Annotated in this window: 22 protein-coding genes and 1 other RNA gene; 4 read left to right on the forward strand and 19 right to left on the reverse strand. The window is 37.0% G+C overall.

Features of this window, described 5'->3' with window-relative positions; translation table 11 throughout:
- Positions 1–113: 113 nt before the first annotated feature.
- The 7 genes from msrA to BLR62_RS04050 all read right to left on the reverse strand — a co-directional run bounded on the left by msrA (position 114) and on the right by BLR62_RS04050 (position 4,365).
- Entirely contained in the window at positions 114–1,076 is a 963-nt protein-coding gene (gene msrA / locus BLR62_RS04020; RefSeq protein WP_090793496.1) for a peptide-methionine (S)-S-oxide reductase MsrA, read from the reverse strand.
- 47 nt (positions 1,077–1,123) lie between these two features.
- On the reverse strand, positions 1,124–1,531 hold the full coding sequence (vrrA, locus tag BLR62_RS04025; protein ID WP_090793498.1) for a VrrA/YqfQ family protein: 408 nt from the start codon (positions 1,529–1,531) through the stop codon (positions 1,124–1,126).
- A 135-nt stretch (positions 1,532–1,666) separates the two neighbouring features.
- Entirely contained in the window at positions 1,667–1,915 is a 249-nt protein-coding gene (locus BLR62_RS04030) for a DUF2584 domain-containing protein (RefSeq protein WP_090793501.1), read from the reverse strand.
- A 57-nt stretch (positions 1,916–1,972) separates the two neighbouring features.
- Positions 1,973–2,191 (reverse strand): YozE family protein, encoded by a 219-nt coding sequence (locus tag BLR62_RS04035; RefSeq protein WP_090793504.1) that lies wholly within the window; start codon positions 2,189–2,191, stop codon positions 1,973–1,975.
- 14 nt (positions 2,192–2,205) lie between these two features.
- On the reverse strand, positions 2,206–2,691 hold the full coding sequence (locus BLR62_RS04040) for a dihydrofolate reductase (protein WP_090793507.1): 486 nt from the start codon (positions 2,689–2,691) through the stop codon (positions 2,206–2,208).
- Positions 2,692–2,708: 17 nt separating this feature from the next.
- A complete protein-coding gene (locus BLR62_RS04045; protein WP_090793509.1) occupies positions 2,709–3,668 on the reverse strand; it encodes a thymidylate synthase in 960 nt (319 codons plus the stop codon).
- A gap of 88 nt (positions 3,669–3,756) precedes the next feature.
- Positions 3,757–4,365, reverse strand: a complete 609-nt coding sequence (locus BLR62_RS04050) for an HD domain-containing protein (protein ID WP_090793511.1) — start codon at positions 4,363–4,365, stop codon at positions 3,757–3,759.
- A 225-nt stretch (positions 4,366–4,590) separates the two neighbouring features.
- Here BLR62_RS04050 and BLR62_RS04055 point away from each other — a divergent pair, with 225 nt between their 5' ends.
- Positions 4,591–4,791 carry a cold-shock protein gene (locus BLR62_RS04055; RefSeq protein WP_090793513.1) on the forward strand — a complete coding sequence of 67 codons (201 nt, stop codon included), beginning with the start codon at positions 4,591–4,593 and terminating at the stop codon, positions 4,789–4,791.
- Positions 4,792–4,849: 58 nt separating this feature from the next.
- Positions 4,850–5,272 carry a ribonuclease HI family protein gene (locus BLR62_RS04060; RefSeq protein WP_090793516.1) on the forward strand — a complete coding sequence of 141 codons (423 nt, stop codon included), beginning with the start codon at positions 4,850–4,852 and terminating at the stop codon, positions 5,270–5,272.
- Here the strand turns inward: BLR62_RS04060 and BLR62_RS04065 are convergent.
- The 7 genes from BLR62_RS04065 to BLR62_RS04095 form a co-directional block, all read right to left on the reverse strand.
- Positions 5,250–5,519: a DUF6123 family protein gene (locus BLR62_RS04065; RefSeq protein ID WP_090793518.1), complete on the reverse strand. Its 270-nt coding sequence runs from the start codon at positions 5,517–5,519 to the stop codon at positions 5,250–5,252. The two genes, BLR62_RS04060 and BLR62_RS04065, sit on opposite strands and share 23 nt — an antisense overlap.
- A 66-nt stretch (positions 5,520–5,585) precedes the next feature.
- The gene (locus BLR62_RS04070) at positions 5,586–7,043 is read right to left on the reverse strand and encodes a carboxypeptidase M32 (RefSeq protein ID WP_090793794.1); all 1,458 of its coding nucleotides are present in this window, start codon (positions 7,041–7,043) and stop codon (positions 5,586–5,588) included.
- 46 nt (positions 7,044–7,089) lie between these two features.
- Positions 7,090–8,226: a THUMP domain-containing class I SAM-dependent RNA methyltransferase gene (locus BLR62_RS04075; protein WP_090793522.1), complete on the reverse strand. Its 1,137-nt coding sequence runs from the start codon at positions 8,224–8,226 to the stop codon at positions 7,090–7,092.
- 93 nt (positions 8,227–8,319) lie between these two features.
- Positions 8,320–8,709, reverse strand: an RNA gene (gene rnpB, locus BLR62_RS04080) — RNase P RNA component class B.
- Positions 8,710–8,798: 89 nt separating this feature from the next.
- A complete protein-coding gene (gene gpsB, locus BLR62_RS04085; RefSeq protein ID WP_090793525.1) occupies positions 8,799–9,101 on the reverse strand; it encodes a cell division regulator GpsB in 303 nt (100 codons plus the stop codon).
- 65 nt (positions 9,102–9,166) lie between these two features.
- Complete coding sequence (locus BLR62_RS04090; RefSeq protein WP_090793527.1) at positions 9,167–9,727, reverse strand: SLOG family protein; 561 nt, start codon at positions 9,725–9,727, stop codon at positions 9,167–9,169.
- A gap of 19 nt (positions 9,728–9,746) precedes the next feature.
- On the reverse strand, positions 9,747–10,085 hold the full coding sequence (locus BLR62_RS04095; RefSeq protein WP_090793529.1) for a DUF1798 family protein: 339 nt from the start codon (positions 10,083–10,085) through the stop codon (positions 9,747–9,749).
- A gap of 259 nt (positions 10,086–10,344) precedes the next feature.
- On the opposite strand from BLR62_RS04095, the gene recU reads away from it, so the two are divergent.
- Positions 10,345–10,941, forward strand: coding sequence for a Holliday junction resolvase RecU (gene recU, locus BLR62_RS04100; RefSeq protein ID WP_090793532.1), 597 nt, complete (start codon positions 10,345–10,347; stop codon positions 10,939–10,941).
- 17 nt (positions 10,942–10,958) lie between these two features.
- The gene (locus BLR62_RS04105; protein WP_090793534.1) at positions 10,959–13,478 is read left to right on the forward strand and encodes a PBP1A family penicillin-binding protein; all 2,520 of its coding nucleotides are present in this window, start codon (positions 10,959–10,961) and stop codon (positions 13,476–13,478) included.
- An 83-nt stretch (positions 13,479–13,561) separates the two neighbouring features.
- Here BLR62_RS04105 and BLR62_RS04110 read toward each other — a convergent pair whose 3' ends face one another.
- From BLR62_RS04110 to BLR62_RS04130, 5 genes are all read right to left on the reverse strand, one after another.
- The gene (locus BLR62_RS04110) at positions 13,562–13,744 is read right to left on the reverse strand and encodes a PspC domain-containing protein (RefSeq protein ID WP_090793537.1); all 183 of its coding nucleotides are present in this window, start codon (positions 13,742–13,744) and stop codon (positions 13,562–13,564) included.
- A 66-nt stretch (positions 13,745–13,810) separates the two neighbouring features.
- Positions 13,811–14,026 (reverse strand): hypothetical protein, encoded by a 216-nt coding sequence (locus tag BLR62_RS04115; RefSeq protein ID WP_090793540.1) that lies wholly within the window; start codon positions 14,024–14,026, stop codon positions 13,811–13,813.
- A gap of 33 nt (positions 14,027–14,059) precedes the next feature.
- Entirely contained in the window at positions 14,060–14,404 is a 345-nt protein-coding gene (locus BLR62_RS04120; RefSeq protein WP_090793542.1) for a YpoC family protein, read from the reverse strand.
- Between the two features lies 1 nt (position 14,405).
- Complete coding sequence (gene nth / locus BLR62_RS04125; RefSeq protein ID WP_090793545.1) at positions 14,406–15,059, reverse strand: endonuclease III; 654 nt, start codon at positions 15,057–15,059, stop codon at positions 14,406–14,408.
- Positions 15,060–15,073: 14 nt separating this feature from the next.
- A complete protein-coding gene (locus BLR62_RS04130) occupies positions 15,074–15,745 on the reverse strand; it encodes a DnaD domain-containing protein (protein ID WP_342706531.1) in 672 nt (223 codons plus the stop codon).
- Between the last annotated feature and the right edge of the window lie 54 nt (positions 15,746–15,799).

A 15,799-nucleotide genomic window follows, 5' to 3' on the forward strand; every position in this document is an offset into this window, starting at 1 on the left:
GGTACAGATGCCTCCCTTTTATGTTTGAATTCTCTTACATTTTAGCACGATTTCGATAAAAAGATAACCTTAATGTAAAAAATATTAAAGCAATTTGAGAAAATCAAATTGCTTTAATTAAATAACGTTTCAAATTGGGCATAACCTTCCTCTTTTAAGTCTTCTTTAGGAATAAAACGAAGCGCTGCTGAATTGATGCAGTAACGCATGCCGCCTTCTTCTTTTGGTCCGTCATCAAACACATGACCTAAATGAGCATCTGCAGCTTGACTACGCACCTCAATTCTTCGCATACCTAGACTTGTATCTAATAACTCGTCTAACTCATTACGATTTATCGGCTTTGTGAAACTTGGCCAACCACACCCAGCATCATATTGATCGGTCGAAGAAAATAGTGGTTCGCCTGTAATGATATCAACATAGATACCTTCCTTTTCGTTATCGTGATAAGCATTTTTAAAAGGAGGTTCTGTTCCATTTTCCATTGTGACGTGATATTGCATAGGCGTTAATTTTGCTTTCAATTGTTCTTTTGTATAAGAAGGTTTCCAGTAATCGTTAATAAATTGTTCACGGCCTGAGCCTTTCTTATATAACCGATAATGAAATGGATTCTTCTTATAGTAATCTTGATGAGCCGTTTCTGCTTCATAAAATGGTTTAGCGGGTAAGATCTCTGTCACAATAGGTTGTTTAAAAGGACCATTAACTTCTAATTGATTCTTAGATTCTTCAGCCAATTGCCTTTGTTCATCATCATGAAAAAAGATCGCTGTCTTATATGAAGAACCTCGATCGTTAAATTGACCGCCTGAGTCTGTCGGGTCAATTTGTTGCCAAAATAGATTGAGTAATCGTTCATATGAAAAAACAGATGGATCATAGGTTATTTGAACGGCTTCATAGTGACCTGTTTCGTTAGAACATACTTCTTCATAGGTTGGATGTTCTGTATGACCACCTGTGTAACCAGAAATAACAGAATGAATACCGGGCTGTTGGTCAAATGGTTCAACCATGCACCAGAAACATCCACCTGCAAATGTTGCTTTTTTATACTGTGTATTGTTCATCATAACCCCTCCTCATCTGTCTATTTTACGATGAAGTGAATAAGCAATCAAACATATAGCTTAGGTGCTGAGTGACCACTACCTACTTGAGTATCGATCGTTTCAATTTTGTATAGGTTATCTTCTGACGCTAGCGTTGTCTGTTCCGGTCGTTTTAAGGTTGGTTCGTTCGATTGTTTTTGAAATTGCTTTAATAATGCCAGCATATTCGGTATATTTTTGATCACAGGGCCGTACTGTTGAACAAGTGGTGTGATCGTCTGAGATAATTTAGCTAATTGTTGTAGTTGTTGCATCGTGTGATTAAGATCTTTCCCTTTTAAATTGAATTTATCCAGAATCTGAGTAAGCGGTGGTGTCGGTTTATTAGGGATATAATACTGCTGTGATGGCGGATAGTAATAGGATTGGTACGGTGAATACGGGTAGTAAGTCTGGGGCGTGAAGTGCCTCATAAAAATCCCTCCTCTTTTGAATTATCGATATCATACATTACGCAATAGCCCATAGAGGTGTGCATCGTTTAATTAAAGTACTAAAAAAAGACTCTTCCCAAAAATAAAATGAGAAGAGCCTTCTGAATTAAAGTGTTAGTTTACACTATATAGTGATGTCAGTTCATATGTGCAAATCGTCGTATCGTCTTTCCAAGTGAGTTCAATGATTTCACCAAATCCGATTTGATCTGACTCTTTGTGTCTACGAATTTCAATTTCATCATGAATAGGATACAAGCGATAGCCAGGGAGTGTTAATGTAAACTGATTTTCTTGATCTTCAACGCGGTGTTCTTTTCCTTCTGTTACGAGTGTCCATTCTAAGGTCAATGGCATTGTCATAGAGTATTCTCCTTTTAAATCATCGTTTTATTCAAATTATTTGAGAAAAAATTATAATCAGATTATGGATTGTTGATACTCCTCCCATAAATCATCAAAGGTCTGAATCGCCTCATTAAATGGTACATTCCATTCTAAGTAACGACTAATCTCATCATAGTCGGTGGAATGTTTTGGAAAGTCGTGATCATGATACATCCATTCAGCTAAACGTTTTTCTTTTGTATCTTGTTTGATACCGCGATAACGCATCATGAATTGATGAAAAGATTGCATATTCGTAAACTCCTTTAGACTCGGTCATACTGGATAAAATAATAGTCATGTGGGTTTTCATCGTTTTTAAGCCCTTTTTCCTTTAATGTGATCTCATATTTTGACAAGTCGTATTCAGGGAAATAGGTATCACCCTCAAATTCTTCATCAATATACGTGATATAAAGACGATCCGCAAATGGTAAAAAGCGTTCATATATTTCACCGCCACCTATAATGAATACCTCTTCATCAAGTGAACGAATCTCATCAAGAACACTGTCAATATCATGAAAGATTTGACAGCCCTCTACTTCATAATCGTCTCTAGTCGTTAAGATTAAGTGTTTTCGATTGGGTAGTGGTTGACCAAATGATTCAAATGTTTTTCGACCCATCACAATTGTTTTATTTAATGTCATCGCTTTAAAGTAACCTAGATCATTCGGAATATTCCAAGGCATCCAATTATCTTTTCCAATTAAACGATTTTTATCATGAGCAGCAATCATTGAGATCATTGTAAATCCTCCTTGTTTTATACAGCTATTGGTGCTTTAATTCCTGGATGAGATTGATAATTAACGAGCTCAACATCATCAATTGATAGATCAAATACAGAATGAAATGTATCATTTATTTTAATGGATGGTAGTGGATAGGGTTTACGTGATAATTGTAATTGAACTTGATCAACATGATTATTATAAATGTGCACATCCCCTAATGTATGAACAAATTCGCCTACTTCAAGACCGCATTCATGTGCGATTAAATGGGTTAATAATGCATAACTTGCAATATTAAAAGGCACACCTAAAAATAAATCGGCACTACGTTGATACAATTGGCACGACAACTTATTGTCTGCAACATAAAATTGGAACATAGCGTGACACGGTGGTAACGCCATATTTGATGGAACATCTTCAGGATTCCAAGCGGTTACAATATGACGACGTGAATTCGGGTTATGCTTAATCGATTCCACAACATTTTTTAATTGGTCAATCGTCTCGCCTCTTGATGTCTCCCAATTTCGCCATTGCTTGCCATAAACAGATCCTAAATCACCATATTTCTCTGCAAATGCATCATCTTCTAAAATACGCGTTTTAAAGTATTCCATTTCTTCTTTATAACGTGCATCAAAATCATCATCCTCAAGCCGACGTCTGCCAAAGTCTGTCATATCAGACCCTGTATATTCTGAGCTTTTCACCCATTTTTCAAAGGCCCACTCATTCCAAATATTATTGCCGTGTTTGAGTAAGAATTGAATATTAGTATCGCCTCGAATAAACCAAATCAATTCAGATGCAATTAATTTGAAATTTACTTTTTTAGTCGTCAGAAGCGGAAATCCGTCTTGTAGATTAAATCGCATCTGCGCACCAAATAAGGAATGCGTTCCAGTGCCTGTACGATCCCCTTTTTGATGACCGTCTGATAGTACTTGCTTGCATAATTCTAAATACGCGAATTCATTTGTTTGCATGAATGGTACCTCCACTAAAAATCTATTTCTTCGTTTAATATTACATAATTAAATGCTTAAATTCAATTACAATCTAAACGTACTGATGTTAAATATCATGGTCGACCTCTGCTATTTCAGAATGGAATTGATCATAAAAAGCTTTTAAAAATTCCGTTCTTTCTGTTGCTGTTTGAATAGCTAAATGTGTATGCATTTGATCCTTTAATTTAAATAACTTATCATCAAAATGATCGATCGTTGCTTTTTGATCATGGTCATACATCGGTTGATTAACAGTTGAACCGTATGTAAAAGCTCTTGCAATGCCAATCGCCCCAATCGCATCAAGTCGGTCAGCATCCTGAACAATTTGGGCTAGTTTAGATTCCGTTTGCTTTTGTTTGCGAAATGAAACAGTCTCAATTGCATTTATGATGTGTTGGATGACTGAAGAAGATAGTCCAGCCGCCTGTAATGTCTCAGAAAGAAGCTGACGCTGTTGTTCAATATTATTGAACAGTTTATCATCTAAACAATCGTGCACCCATCCTGTGATTTCAGCTAATTGTGCGTCTTCTTTTTCATCAATCGCGATTTTTCTTGCCCAATAAGCAACGCGTTGCATGTGCAATGCGTCATGACCTGAAGCGTCATGATCAAACTGTTCAAAAACAAACGCTTTTATTTTGTCTACATCAATGATTTCATCCGTCATATGTACCCCACCTTTAGCTATATTTTTTGTCAATGATTCTTGACGTCAATCTCAAAATGCGCTATAGTCGTAAATAAGCAAAGAAGATAGTAGGATCGATATGCAATAGCCTTAATTGAAGTTGTGCAGGAGAGATCCTACACGTTTCGATTGGGCTATTTTTTATTTTCTATCTGATTTGTAAATTGATCACGTCAGATCGTGAATACTAGGAGGATTATTTACATGGAAAACGGTATCGTAAAATGGTTTAATGCAGAAAAAGGGTACGGTTTCATACAACTAGAAGAAGGAAACGACGTATTCGTCCACTATTCTGCTATCCAAGAAGAGGGATTCAAAACATTAGAAGAAGGTCAGTCTGTTTCATTTGATGTAGTCGAAGGCGACCGCGGCCCTCAAGCAGCAAATGTTGTTAAAAACTAAATTCAGAAACGGTGGCTCCAAGTAGTCACCGTTTTTTTATGTAAGGAAGTGAATGAGAATGCTAGCAATATATACTGACGCAGCCTCATCAGGCAATCCAGGTCCAACAGGGATAAGTTTTGTTATAAAACAAAATGGTCACTTTATTGAGTATTACAAGTATATTGGTGATGCTGTATCAAATCATGATGGTGAGTTTTATGCACTTATGAGTGCTCTTGATTATTGTAAGGAGCATTTTCCAAACGATATATTATCCATCCGTTCCGATTCTAAATTGGTCGTTGATGCTGTTAATCGCCAATATGTAAAGCAAGACCACTTCCGTCATCTGTTAGAAATGGTCTTAACTAAAATGGATCCGTTTCCTCACTGCTTTATCAAATGGATTCCAGAAAAACAAAACAGTCATGCTGATCGTTTAGCAAAAAAAGCTCTATTAACAAAATCAGAATTAATCAGCCAATCCCCTTCTGTTTGAATACGGATCGTGCTTGACTGATCGTTTTGATATCATGCTCATTTAGTAATTCAATAAGCCCTATAAAAAACGAGCCATCAAATTCAATTTGAGTTTTTAATGTCGCTTCTAAAGCGATACAACTCAGCGCATCATTATCAGCATATTGCCTAGCAAAATAAATGAATTTCACTTGTTCATCTGTTAACTTAAAACCTTTATCCCACAGGTGCTCAATATAATCAGCTAATAACTGTTCACGCTTCACCTAAATCCCCTCATTTCATACAGAGCATACGGTGTACTCAGTAAGCCTTTTACACATTCATTTGACTTAACAATCATATAAATGTGTGTACTTTGATGTTAAGTAATTTATTAAATAATCAGGGTTAAATGTTTCATTTGATATTTCCTCAATTAACTTTAACGGTTCTTTCATTTTCCCGTGTCTGTGCACGTGTTCAGTGAGCCATGCTTTAATCGGCTCAAAGTCACCCATTCGAACAATAGATTCAACGTCTAAATCACGTTGCATTGCTACATGTAACTGAGCGGCATACATGTACCCTAAAGCATAGGTTGGGAAATAGCCAAATTCGCCTGCTGCCCAGTGAATATCTTGTAAGACACCTTCTGCATCGTTAGATGGTGTAATACCTAACAATGTATGCATCTTCTCATTCCATGCCTCAGGTAAGTCTTTTACTTCTAAGTCATGATTGATTAAGTCTTTTTCAAGTTCATATCTCAGTATAATATGCAAGCAATACGTTAATTCATCAGCTTCAATTCGAATGTAACTTGATTTCACTTCATTGATCGCTTTATAAAATGCATCAAACTCAATTGTTTGAAACGCTGCAGGTGCAACTTTTCGAAATTGGTCGAAATGTGATTCCCAAAAGGCATGACTTCTACCGATCATATTCTCCCAAAATAATGATTGAGATTCATGAACTCCCATAGATGCGCCAGATTTTAATACCGTCTCATATAAATCTTCATCAAAATTCTGTTCATACAAAGCATGTCCACCTTCATGGATCGTACCGAACAAGCCAACTCGGAAGTCATTTTCAACAAAGCGCGTCGTCACACGAACATCTTTCGGATTAATGCCTATAGCAAATGGATGAATCGTTTCATCTAATCGTCCAGCATTAAAGTTATACCCCATTTTTTCAAGGACAAGCTCGCCAAATGCACGTTGATCCTCTTTTGGAAAATGATGCAAGAGCATTTCAGTATCTACTTCGACCTCTGATTTCTGAGTACGTTTTAATAAATCTTTAAGAGCTTGTTTTAAGCGATCAAAAATCGGATCGAGTATCTCAGTCGTAAGACCAGGTTCATATTGATTTAAAAGCGCATCATAAGGATGGTTGTCATACCCCCATATACGTGCAAATTTGCGATTATAAGCAATTAAATCTTCTAAATAGGGTTTTAACAATGAAAAATCACTAGTTTCTTTCGCTTGTTGCCAAATAGATTCTGATTGTGATTGGAGTGTCACAAACGCTTTATAATCTTCTGATGGAATCTTTGTATATTTTAAATACTCACGATCTAATTCTTTCGCTGACTGCTTTAAGATAGGATCTTCGGTTGATATTTGAACATTATCGATCACTTCTTTTAATTCATCTGATGTTTTCAGTGAATAAATCTTTTCACTTAAGAGTCCAACGACATCAGACCGGTAAGCAGCGCCCTCAGTGGGGATCTTTGTTCTAAGATCCCACTGAATTAAGCCAAGCGCCTCTTCATATCCATTTATTTCTTTCATTTTTTGCTTTAATACCGTTTCATCATTGCTCACTTAGCTCTACCTCCTACCGAATATGTTTCCCGAAATACTGATAGTAATCAACTTTAATAAAGCCATTAAACAGTTTACGTTTTTTAGTCGCTTTTGCGCCGAATAATTTTTCAAATCCTTCATGTGACGTGATGATATAACTGCTCCATGATGGATGATCACGCATTGTTTCTCCCAGTTGACGATACATTTTTTCAACAGATTCCCGATCACTCATACGTTCTCCATAAGGTGGATTGGAAATTAAATAGCCATTTGGTTTTGACGGTTTAAAATCACTGGATTCCATCTGTTTCCAAGTGATTAAGTCAGCTAGTCCCGCTTCAATCGCATTCTGTTTAGCAATCTCAATCATTTTAGGGTTTAAATCCGTTCCCGTAATATCAAGTGGTTGATCATAATTGGCTAACGATTCAGCCTCTTCAAACGCTGCATTCCACTCTTTGTCTGATACAAGCTCCCACGATTCACTTGCAAATTCGCGGTTAAAACCTGGTGCTATATTTTGACCGATTAAGGCAGCTTCAATTAGGATCGTTCCTGAGCCACAAAATAAATCGACAAGCGGGTAATCCGGTTTCCAATTCGTTAATTGAACGAGTGCGGCTGCTAATGTTTCTTTTAACGGCGCATCACCTTGTCCTGTGCGATAACCACGTTTATGTAAGCCAGACCCTGAACTATCAATGGTTAATGTCGCCTTATCTTTTAACAAAGCCACTTCAATTTTATACATAGCACCGGTCTCTTCCATTCGGCTTGCAATGCCATGTTTTTGTTTTAACTTTTCAGCTACAGACTTTTTAACGATCGCTTGGCAGTCTGAAACACTATACAACGTTGACTTGACAGATTTTCCGTTTACAGGAAAACGTCCATCTTCTGGTATATACCGTTCCCAGTCTAAAGCTTTTGTTTGTTCAAATAGTTCATCAAATGTTGTCGCTTTGAACTCGCCTACGACGACTTTTAATCGATCGGCTGTACGTAACCATAAGTTACATCGTGCGATAGCTGATGTCTCTGCTTCAAATAAGACCTTTCCATTTTCGACTTGTAAGTCCTGATATCCTAAATTTTTAAGTTCTTGAGCAACAACGGATTCAAGTCCCATTGCAGCGGTGGCTAATAGTTTAACTTTTTGAGCCATTCGTTTCATTCCTTTCTCTTATAGAAAAAACCTTCCAATGGACAATCAAGTGTCTTGGAAGGTTGGATTTAGCAAAAAAATGACCAATGAATGTTTTATAAGCCATGTTCTGTTCTAAAGCACTGATTACGGTGGTCAACCTCGTACTTTAGTGGTAATCATCTATCTACCGTTCTATGCGAACAGTCCTTGTTTCGGTTTATGATTCCCTAATCCAAGATGCCCCTACCAAAATTTGGGTTTCTCACTCGTGGGGTTTACCTCGTTCCACTCAAATTGTTTCCAATTTGACTTCGTCACTGTGGCACTTTCAAGGTATTTTGAGCCTATCTTGCGACTTAGCTCATTTCCCTGCCGTAAGTTGATTAACAACTCCCTTGATTTATGATTTCATCAAGCACGAACACTACGTGCATTTCAGCACCTGTGAGCATGGACTTTCCTCAACATATGGAAACTCATATGCAGCGATTACCAAAACATTCATTTTTGATTAATAATTAATCTGTCTCTCATTATAACATAATTTACTTGAATTTGCTTGAAGTAATGGTTAACAACGAAGCAATGATTTAGCTGTCTGTGTATTTTTTACCAAAAACAGCTTTTTCTAAATTTGATACACGTTTTAAGATATCATAATTCATTTGATGATTGGACGGTTGTACCCGTTGTCTAGTTGGTTCAGGTTGGGTTTTTAATTGATCGTTCTCCTGGTGTAATTCTTCAATTGTTTGCATGAAATATTCATAATCTTGAATAATGACATCTAAAAAGGCATCGACTTCTTCTTGATTATACCCTCTCATAGATGTTTTAAATTGTTTGTCTAATATATCTTTCCCACTTAATTGGTTTTCATTATTTGTTGACATATTCTCACCTCGACTTTAAACACTACTTGTATTTTTTCAAACTTTATGCAAAATGTCAATTGCCTTTAAAAGGTTGACTGATTTTCTTCCCATTCTCTAGCAATATCCTCTAAGTCAAGTGGCGTGATGGTTCGCAGTTCATATTCGTTTGATTTCTGATGGCTTTCAACTTCATTAAAATAGTAAGATACGCTTCCTGGAAAATCTTCATCAATCAAAATTAAACTCACTTGACTTTTAGAAACAAGAAATTGGTTCTTCTTTGTGAATTGATGCGGCCCTTTATAATCACCTTTATAAACCGGTTGATAATGATCAGCTCTCTCAATTAACGTTTGATACGCTTCTTTTGTTGTATCAGGCCAACGTGATTCTTGGTTTTCAAAAGGAGGAAAAACACCATATTGGATGTTGTAATCTTCTTTGAGTTCGTTTACGACTTGACTCGCCCACATTTCGACACCTAATTGTCCGGATGATATAATCCATTCGCCACCCGCTTCAATAAACTCAATTATATGACGTTTTAATGCTTGTTTAATAATTGCAATACGAGGGTCATTTTCTGATTGAATAGTTAATTCAAAAGATTTATAGCCTGTGACAGCCATCACTTTAGGATGCATGTCTGAACCTCCTCTCGCTTTACTTCTCAGCCATATCCAATACATAATCTATCGATTGATGCAGTTCAAAATACCTTTTGCGATCGACATCAATATAATAGCTATGTAAAATAACAAGTTCAATATTTTCTTGTGTGGATTGTACTTGTGAAGGGTGTATATTTATTTTTCTTGCTTTCACTTGTTCATCAGCTATATCTGACCATTCTTTGGCCAATTCAAACATCGGGTTTGTTTCTTCTTTTACTTGATTAAAGAAATCTATATTTTTTATATCTTCAGGTGGATCTGATTCTAAATATTGTTTTCTTAGCTTTTCTAACATGATTCTTATTTGATGATTCTTTTCAATTAACATAGAATGAATCTCCTTTCCCTAGTACTTTATCACGGTTCAGGTTAGACTTACAACAGAGTTATTCATTTGAAATTCATCACACATGTTTTAAGACCTGTATGTGTTTGGATATACTGAAAATATGAATTAAATGACAGACTTAAGAGATTGAGTATTAACAATGATAGTTATTAAGACCTTATTTTGTCAAAAATGCTATCATTTTAGTTCTCAAATCGAGTTGTTTTTGGTATGATACCTTCATGCAGGAGGGATATTTTTGAACTACCCTAATGGTAATAAGAAGAAAGCAACTCACGCGTCTTCTTCTAACAATCAAAAACAATCTTTTAGTAATCGTGGGATGCGATTAGAAGATGATATTAATCAAACAAACGCGTATTATTTAGCAAAAGATATTGCAGTTATTCATAAGAAACCAACACCTGTTCAAATCGTCAATGTCGATTACCCAAAAAGAAGTGCAGCTGTCATTAAAGAAGCCTACTTTAAGCAAGCTTCAACAACAGACTACAATGGTATTTATAAAGGCCATTATATTGACTTTGAAGCTAAAGAAACGAAAAACAAACATTCCTTTCCACTTAATAACTTTCACGACCATCAAATTGAGCATTTGAAATCAGTTGATGATCATGGTGGTATTGGTTTTATTGTTGTGCGTTTTAATCAATTGGATCGAACTTTCTATCTTCCAGCTATGAAACTTTTCTCATGCTGGGAACGTCAATATAAAGACGGGGGTCGAAAATCTATTCCCCTTCATGTGTTCGAAAACGAAGGCATTGAAGTTCCAGTTGGTTACCCTGCAATTGTCGACTACATTAGCGTAATTGATCAATTGTTCTTTAAATAGAATGGAGGAAGATGACAATGGCAGATAAAAGCCAGTCACGTATTGCGAGAAAACAAGAATTAAAAAATTCAAAAAAGAAACAAACATCTTTATGGAAAAAGGTTGGACTAACTTTATTAACACTTGCTATTTTAGCCTTTATTGGTGCTGGCACCGTGTTTAGTTATTATATTTTCACCGCTCCTCGTCTTGATCATGACTTATTGGGAGATCCACCATCAACTAAAGTTTATGATGTTAATGGTGATTTATTCGCTGATTTAGGACAAGAACGCAGAACAACAATCAATTACAACGAATTACCGGATGTTTTAGTAGATGCTGTTTTAGCAACGGAAGATGTCCGTTTCTTCGATCACTCTGGTGTCGATATTTATAGAAGTACAAGAGCCATCATTAGTAATATTACAGGTGGATTCGGCGCTGAGGGTGGTAGTACGATCACTCAACAAGTTGTAAAAGGTTCTCTATTGACGCCTGAAAAAACAATGGAACGTAAAATACAAGAGCAATGGTTAGCGTTACAAGTTGAGCGAGCATATGAAAAAGAAGATATTTTAGAAATGTATTTAAATAAAATTTACTTTGGATCAGGTGCATATGGTGTAGCAACAGCGGCTGAGACTTATTTTAGTGTGACGGATCTTGATGAGTTAACATTAGCTCAAGCTGCTGTTCTAGCAGGTCTACCTCAACGCCCTTCTGCCTATGATCCACTCGTTAACCCGGATTTAGCAGAGCAACGAATGAACACAGTTTTAAATTTAATGGTTAGACACGATAAGATTTCAGAAGAGGAAGCAGAAGAAGCACGTTCTGAGTCCGTTGAAGACTTACTCAATCCATCAGAACCTGAAGGAACGCCTTATCACAGTTTCTTAGATCAAGTGAATAATGAGGTCGAAGAAAAACTAGAAGCGGATATTTTCAATGATAGTCTAGAAATTCATACAACACTCGACCCTGATGCTCAAGATCATGTTGAATATGTGTTATCTGATTCTAGCTCGATTAATTTCCCTGATGAGGACTTGCAATCTGGTCTTGTGGTATTAGACACTCAATCAGGTGCCATTCGTGCTATTGGTGGGGGTCGAAACCGCCAAGCAGGAGGCTTTAATATGGCTCTTCAAGCCAAACGTCAACCCGGTTCTGCCATTAAGCCAATATTAGACTACGGTCCAGCATTTGAAGATTTAAACTGGTCAACTTACCAGCAAATCGATAATTCAGAACCGTACCCGATTAGTGGGACAGATCAATCTGTTAGAAACCACAATGATCAGTATGGCGGCACAGTTAGCGCGCGTTACGGCATGCAACAATCGTTAAATGTCCCTGCCCTTCATGCATTAGAAGAAGTTGGACTATCACGAGCTGCTGAATTTGCATCGTCATTAGGTGTGCCTATCCCTGAAAATGGATTAAGCATTCGTGACGGTATTGGTGGTTCGACACTTAGTATGTCAACACTTGAAATGGCAGGTGCGTATACACCATTTGGTAACAACGGTATATATAATGAACCTTACGCTGTAACAGAAGTCGTTTTTAGTGATGGTCAATCAGAAACGTTAAGATCAGAACCAACAGCTGTTATGTCCGATTCAACAGCTTATATGATCACTGATATGTTAAAGACTGTTGTCAATAGTGGTACCGGGACATCAGCCTCTATTTCAGGGCTCCCAATTGCAGGTAAAACAGGATCAACAAATGATTATGTTGATGTTTGGTTTAGTGGTTATACAACCAATTACACCATCGCAGCATGGAGTGGCTACCAGGAGGACTCATCTCGTTCAGTTCCTCAAGGGTACAGAAACATTTCTCAACTCCTATTTAGAGAGGTAATGAGTGAGTTATCCTCAGGTCAACAAACAGATGACTTCCAAATGCCCGATTCTGTCGTCCGCGTAGATGTTGAACGTGGTTCGAACCCTGCGAAGCGTCCAAGTGCATTCACACCAGATTCAGAAATTGTTTCTGAACTCTTCAAACGTGGTTATGAACCTGAAGAAGAGTCGGATCAGTTTGAAGAGATTGATCCTGTAAGTAATTTATCCGCTGAATATGATGAAGCATTTAACCAATTAACGATTAATTGGGACCATTCAAATGAGGATGAAGTAAGATTTACAATTCGATACGGAACAGGCTCACAATTAAACAATGAATCCTCTAGTTCGGATACTGGCTTTACGATCCAAAATGTTGAACGTGGTGAAGTTTATACAGTAGAAATCACAGCTGTTAGTCAAGCCAATAGCAATCTAGAGAGTGACGCTCGTCAAGTTGACATTCAAATTCCTGATGAGGAACCTGAAGAGGAAGAAGAAGAAGAACCTGATGAGCCTGAAGAAACAGAAGAAAATGGTGAATCATCTCCACCAGATGACCCTGGAAATCAAGAAGGAGAAAATGGCGAACCTGAAAATAATGACGAAAATGGTGAGCCTGAAGATGATTCTTCAGAAAATAATGATGATGAAAGCAATGAAGAACCCGATGAAGAGCAAGATGAAGAAGCAGCTTAACTAAACTTAACCCCCACGCATTATGCTTTAAGATAAAAGCATGGTACGTGGGGGTTATTTTTGATTTGATTAAAGGTTATTGTTTATAAAGATGGCGGTGAGTCTTCCAGCGCATTAGCAAGAATGATGTATATAATCAAATTGCCGGGTAAAAAAATAAAGATTAGTCTAACCGCTAAAGACGGGATACCAAAATATTCAGCAATGCCACCACAAACACCACTAATCGCTCGATCTGATGAAGATTTTCTTAATTTATGATCCATCTAACCACGCTCCTAATCGATTGATTTAGTGCGATACTGGCACTTACATATAATGGTGTCAAACGATTACTCAGAAACTTGTCTGTTTTTTTGTTTATCAAAACGCATGACTTTGAAAGAAAATCTAAAGAATACAAATAAAGTTGTAAGGATTCCAAATACAAGCCCAAAGAAACTGATCGTCATGAGAATCGCACCAATAGTCGTTTCAAAAACGTTGTGTAAAATAAAAGTGACCGACGAGTAGACAATCGCTAAAATGATAATATGTTTTTTATTCAAAAAAGCCCTCCTCGCGTAAGTATGTCAGTCAAATTAATCTAATTGCCCTCTTAAAATGGACGCCTTTGCGTAGAGTTTAATCAGTTCATCATACAATGCATCGAGTTGAATAAATGCATGATATTGAGTGAGATTGTCTTGGACATATTGTATGCGTTCTGCTATATTAATGGGTTTGTACTCAAGTGTATCGAGTTCTTTTATGTTTATTTCAGAATGATCGTGTTTATTAAGTTCACACAGCTTGGTGATGAAAAGTTGTGTGTATGTTGACATCGTTGGTTTTGTTTCTTTGTATTGTTTCGTATTAAAGTACTCAATCAATTGGGCTTTCTCCGCTTTCCATTGGTCATACCATGCTTCATGTTCCGTTGACATCTTACCCCTCTTTTCTTTTCATTCGTTTTTGTCCTTCGCGGCATAAACTTAGTAATGGACACTCTTCACAGTTAGGGGTTTTAGCCTTACAATGATAGCGCCCAAAGAAAATCATCCGGTGATGCGTCTGTGACCATTCTGATTCTGGCACTTTTTTCATTAAGGTCTTCTCTACTTCTAGCGGACTATCTTTCCACCTACAGATCCCTAAGCGCTTTGATACTCTTTCAACGTGCGTATCAACGGCTATTGCAGGTTGGTCAAATGCGACCGATGTGACAACATTTGCTGTTTTTCTACCCACACCAGCTAACGTTTCAAGTTCTTCTTTACTTTCGGGTACCTCCCCGCCAAATTCTTCGATTAGCGATTTAGACATTTTTTGAATGTTTTTCGCTTTATTTCGATACAACCCGATGGATTTAATGTCCTGTTGAAGTTCTTCTAGAGGAACTGCCAAATAATCTTCAGGCGTTTTATATTTACCGAATAAGTGAGGTGTGACACGATTAACATTTTGATCTGTTGTTTGAGCGGAAAGTGCCACTGCCACTAACAATTCAAATGGATTTTGATGAATGAGTTCACATTCGGCATCAGGAAACATATCCTCAAACACATCTAAACAATATCGAATTTGTTTATTGGTTAACATTTCTTCACCTTCTTCTATTCTTCATCCAGCCAATTGTAGTAGACGCTTTTGTCTCTAGGTGTACTGTTATTTGTTGTTTGTTTAGACTGCGAGTGGAAAGCTTTGGCATGGTTCCGGGCTTCTTCAGGTGAACGCACCCCTTTTTTATGCCATTCTCTCAATATACGGTCAATATATTTGAAATTTAATTTATTCATCAGAACCGCCTCTTTAAGGGCTGTCTTAATCAATTCAGGTTTAACTTGATCTTCATCTAACCACATATTAATCGTTTCAATTTCAAACGGTGATAGTGCTCGACCAAATTCTTTTTCAAAGAGTGGGAATAAATTCATTAAAGGTTCCTGATCATTTGATTTTGGTTTCTCAGGTGAATTGTATAACAATTGCCATAATGATTCTAATGAATAATATTCGTTAACAACGTTCTGGTCTACTTTAGATTCTAAAATCGTTAACCAACCTTTTTGAAGCAGTTGTCTGAGTAACTGACTACAATACTCCTCGTCATATTGTACACGCTCAGTCAGTTCTTGTGGCGTTGGAAAAGCATTCCCGCTAGCTTGAAATTGAATAAGCTGAACAATCATAATAAATTCGGCTTCGGTCATGCCGATACGATGGTAATGTGTGATCAAGCGATTGGGGATCGTTGTCTGATCCATTAAAAAAGGTTGATAATGCATGTAAGTCATCTCCAATGTGTATGTTAATCAATCGTTCTATATTTCGCTGATAAA

This window comes from Pelagirhabdus alkalitolerans, from assembly GCF_900096905.1.
In the GTDB taxonomy this organism is placed as follows: Bacteria; Bacillota; Bacilli; order Bacillales; family Amphibacillaceae; genus Pelagirhabdus; species Pelagirhabdus alkalitolerans.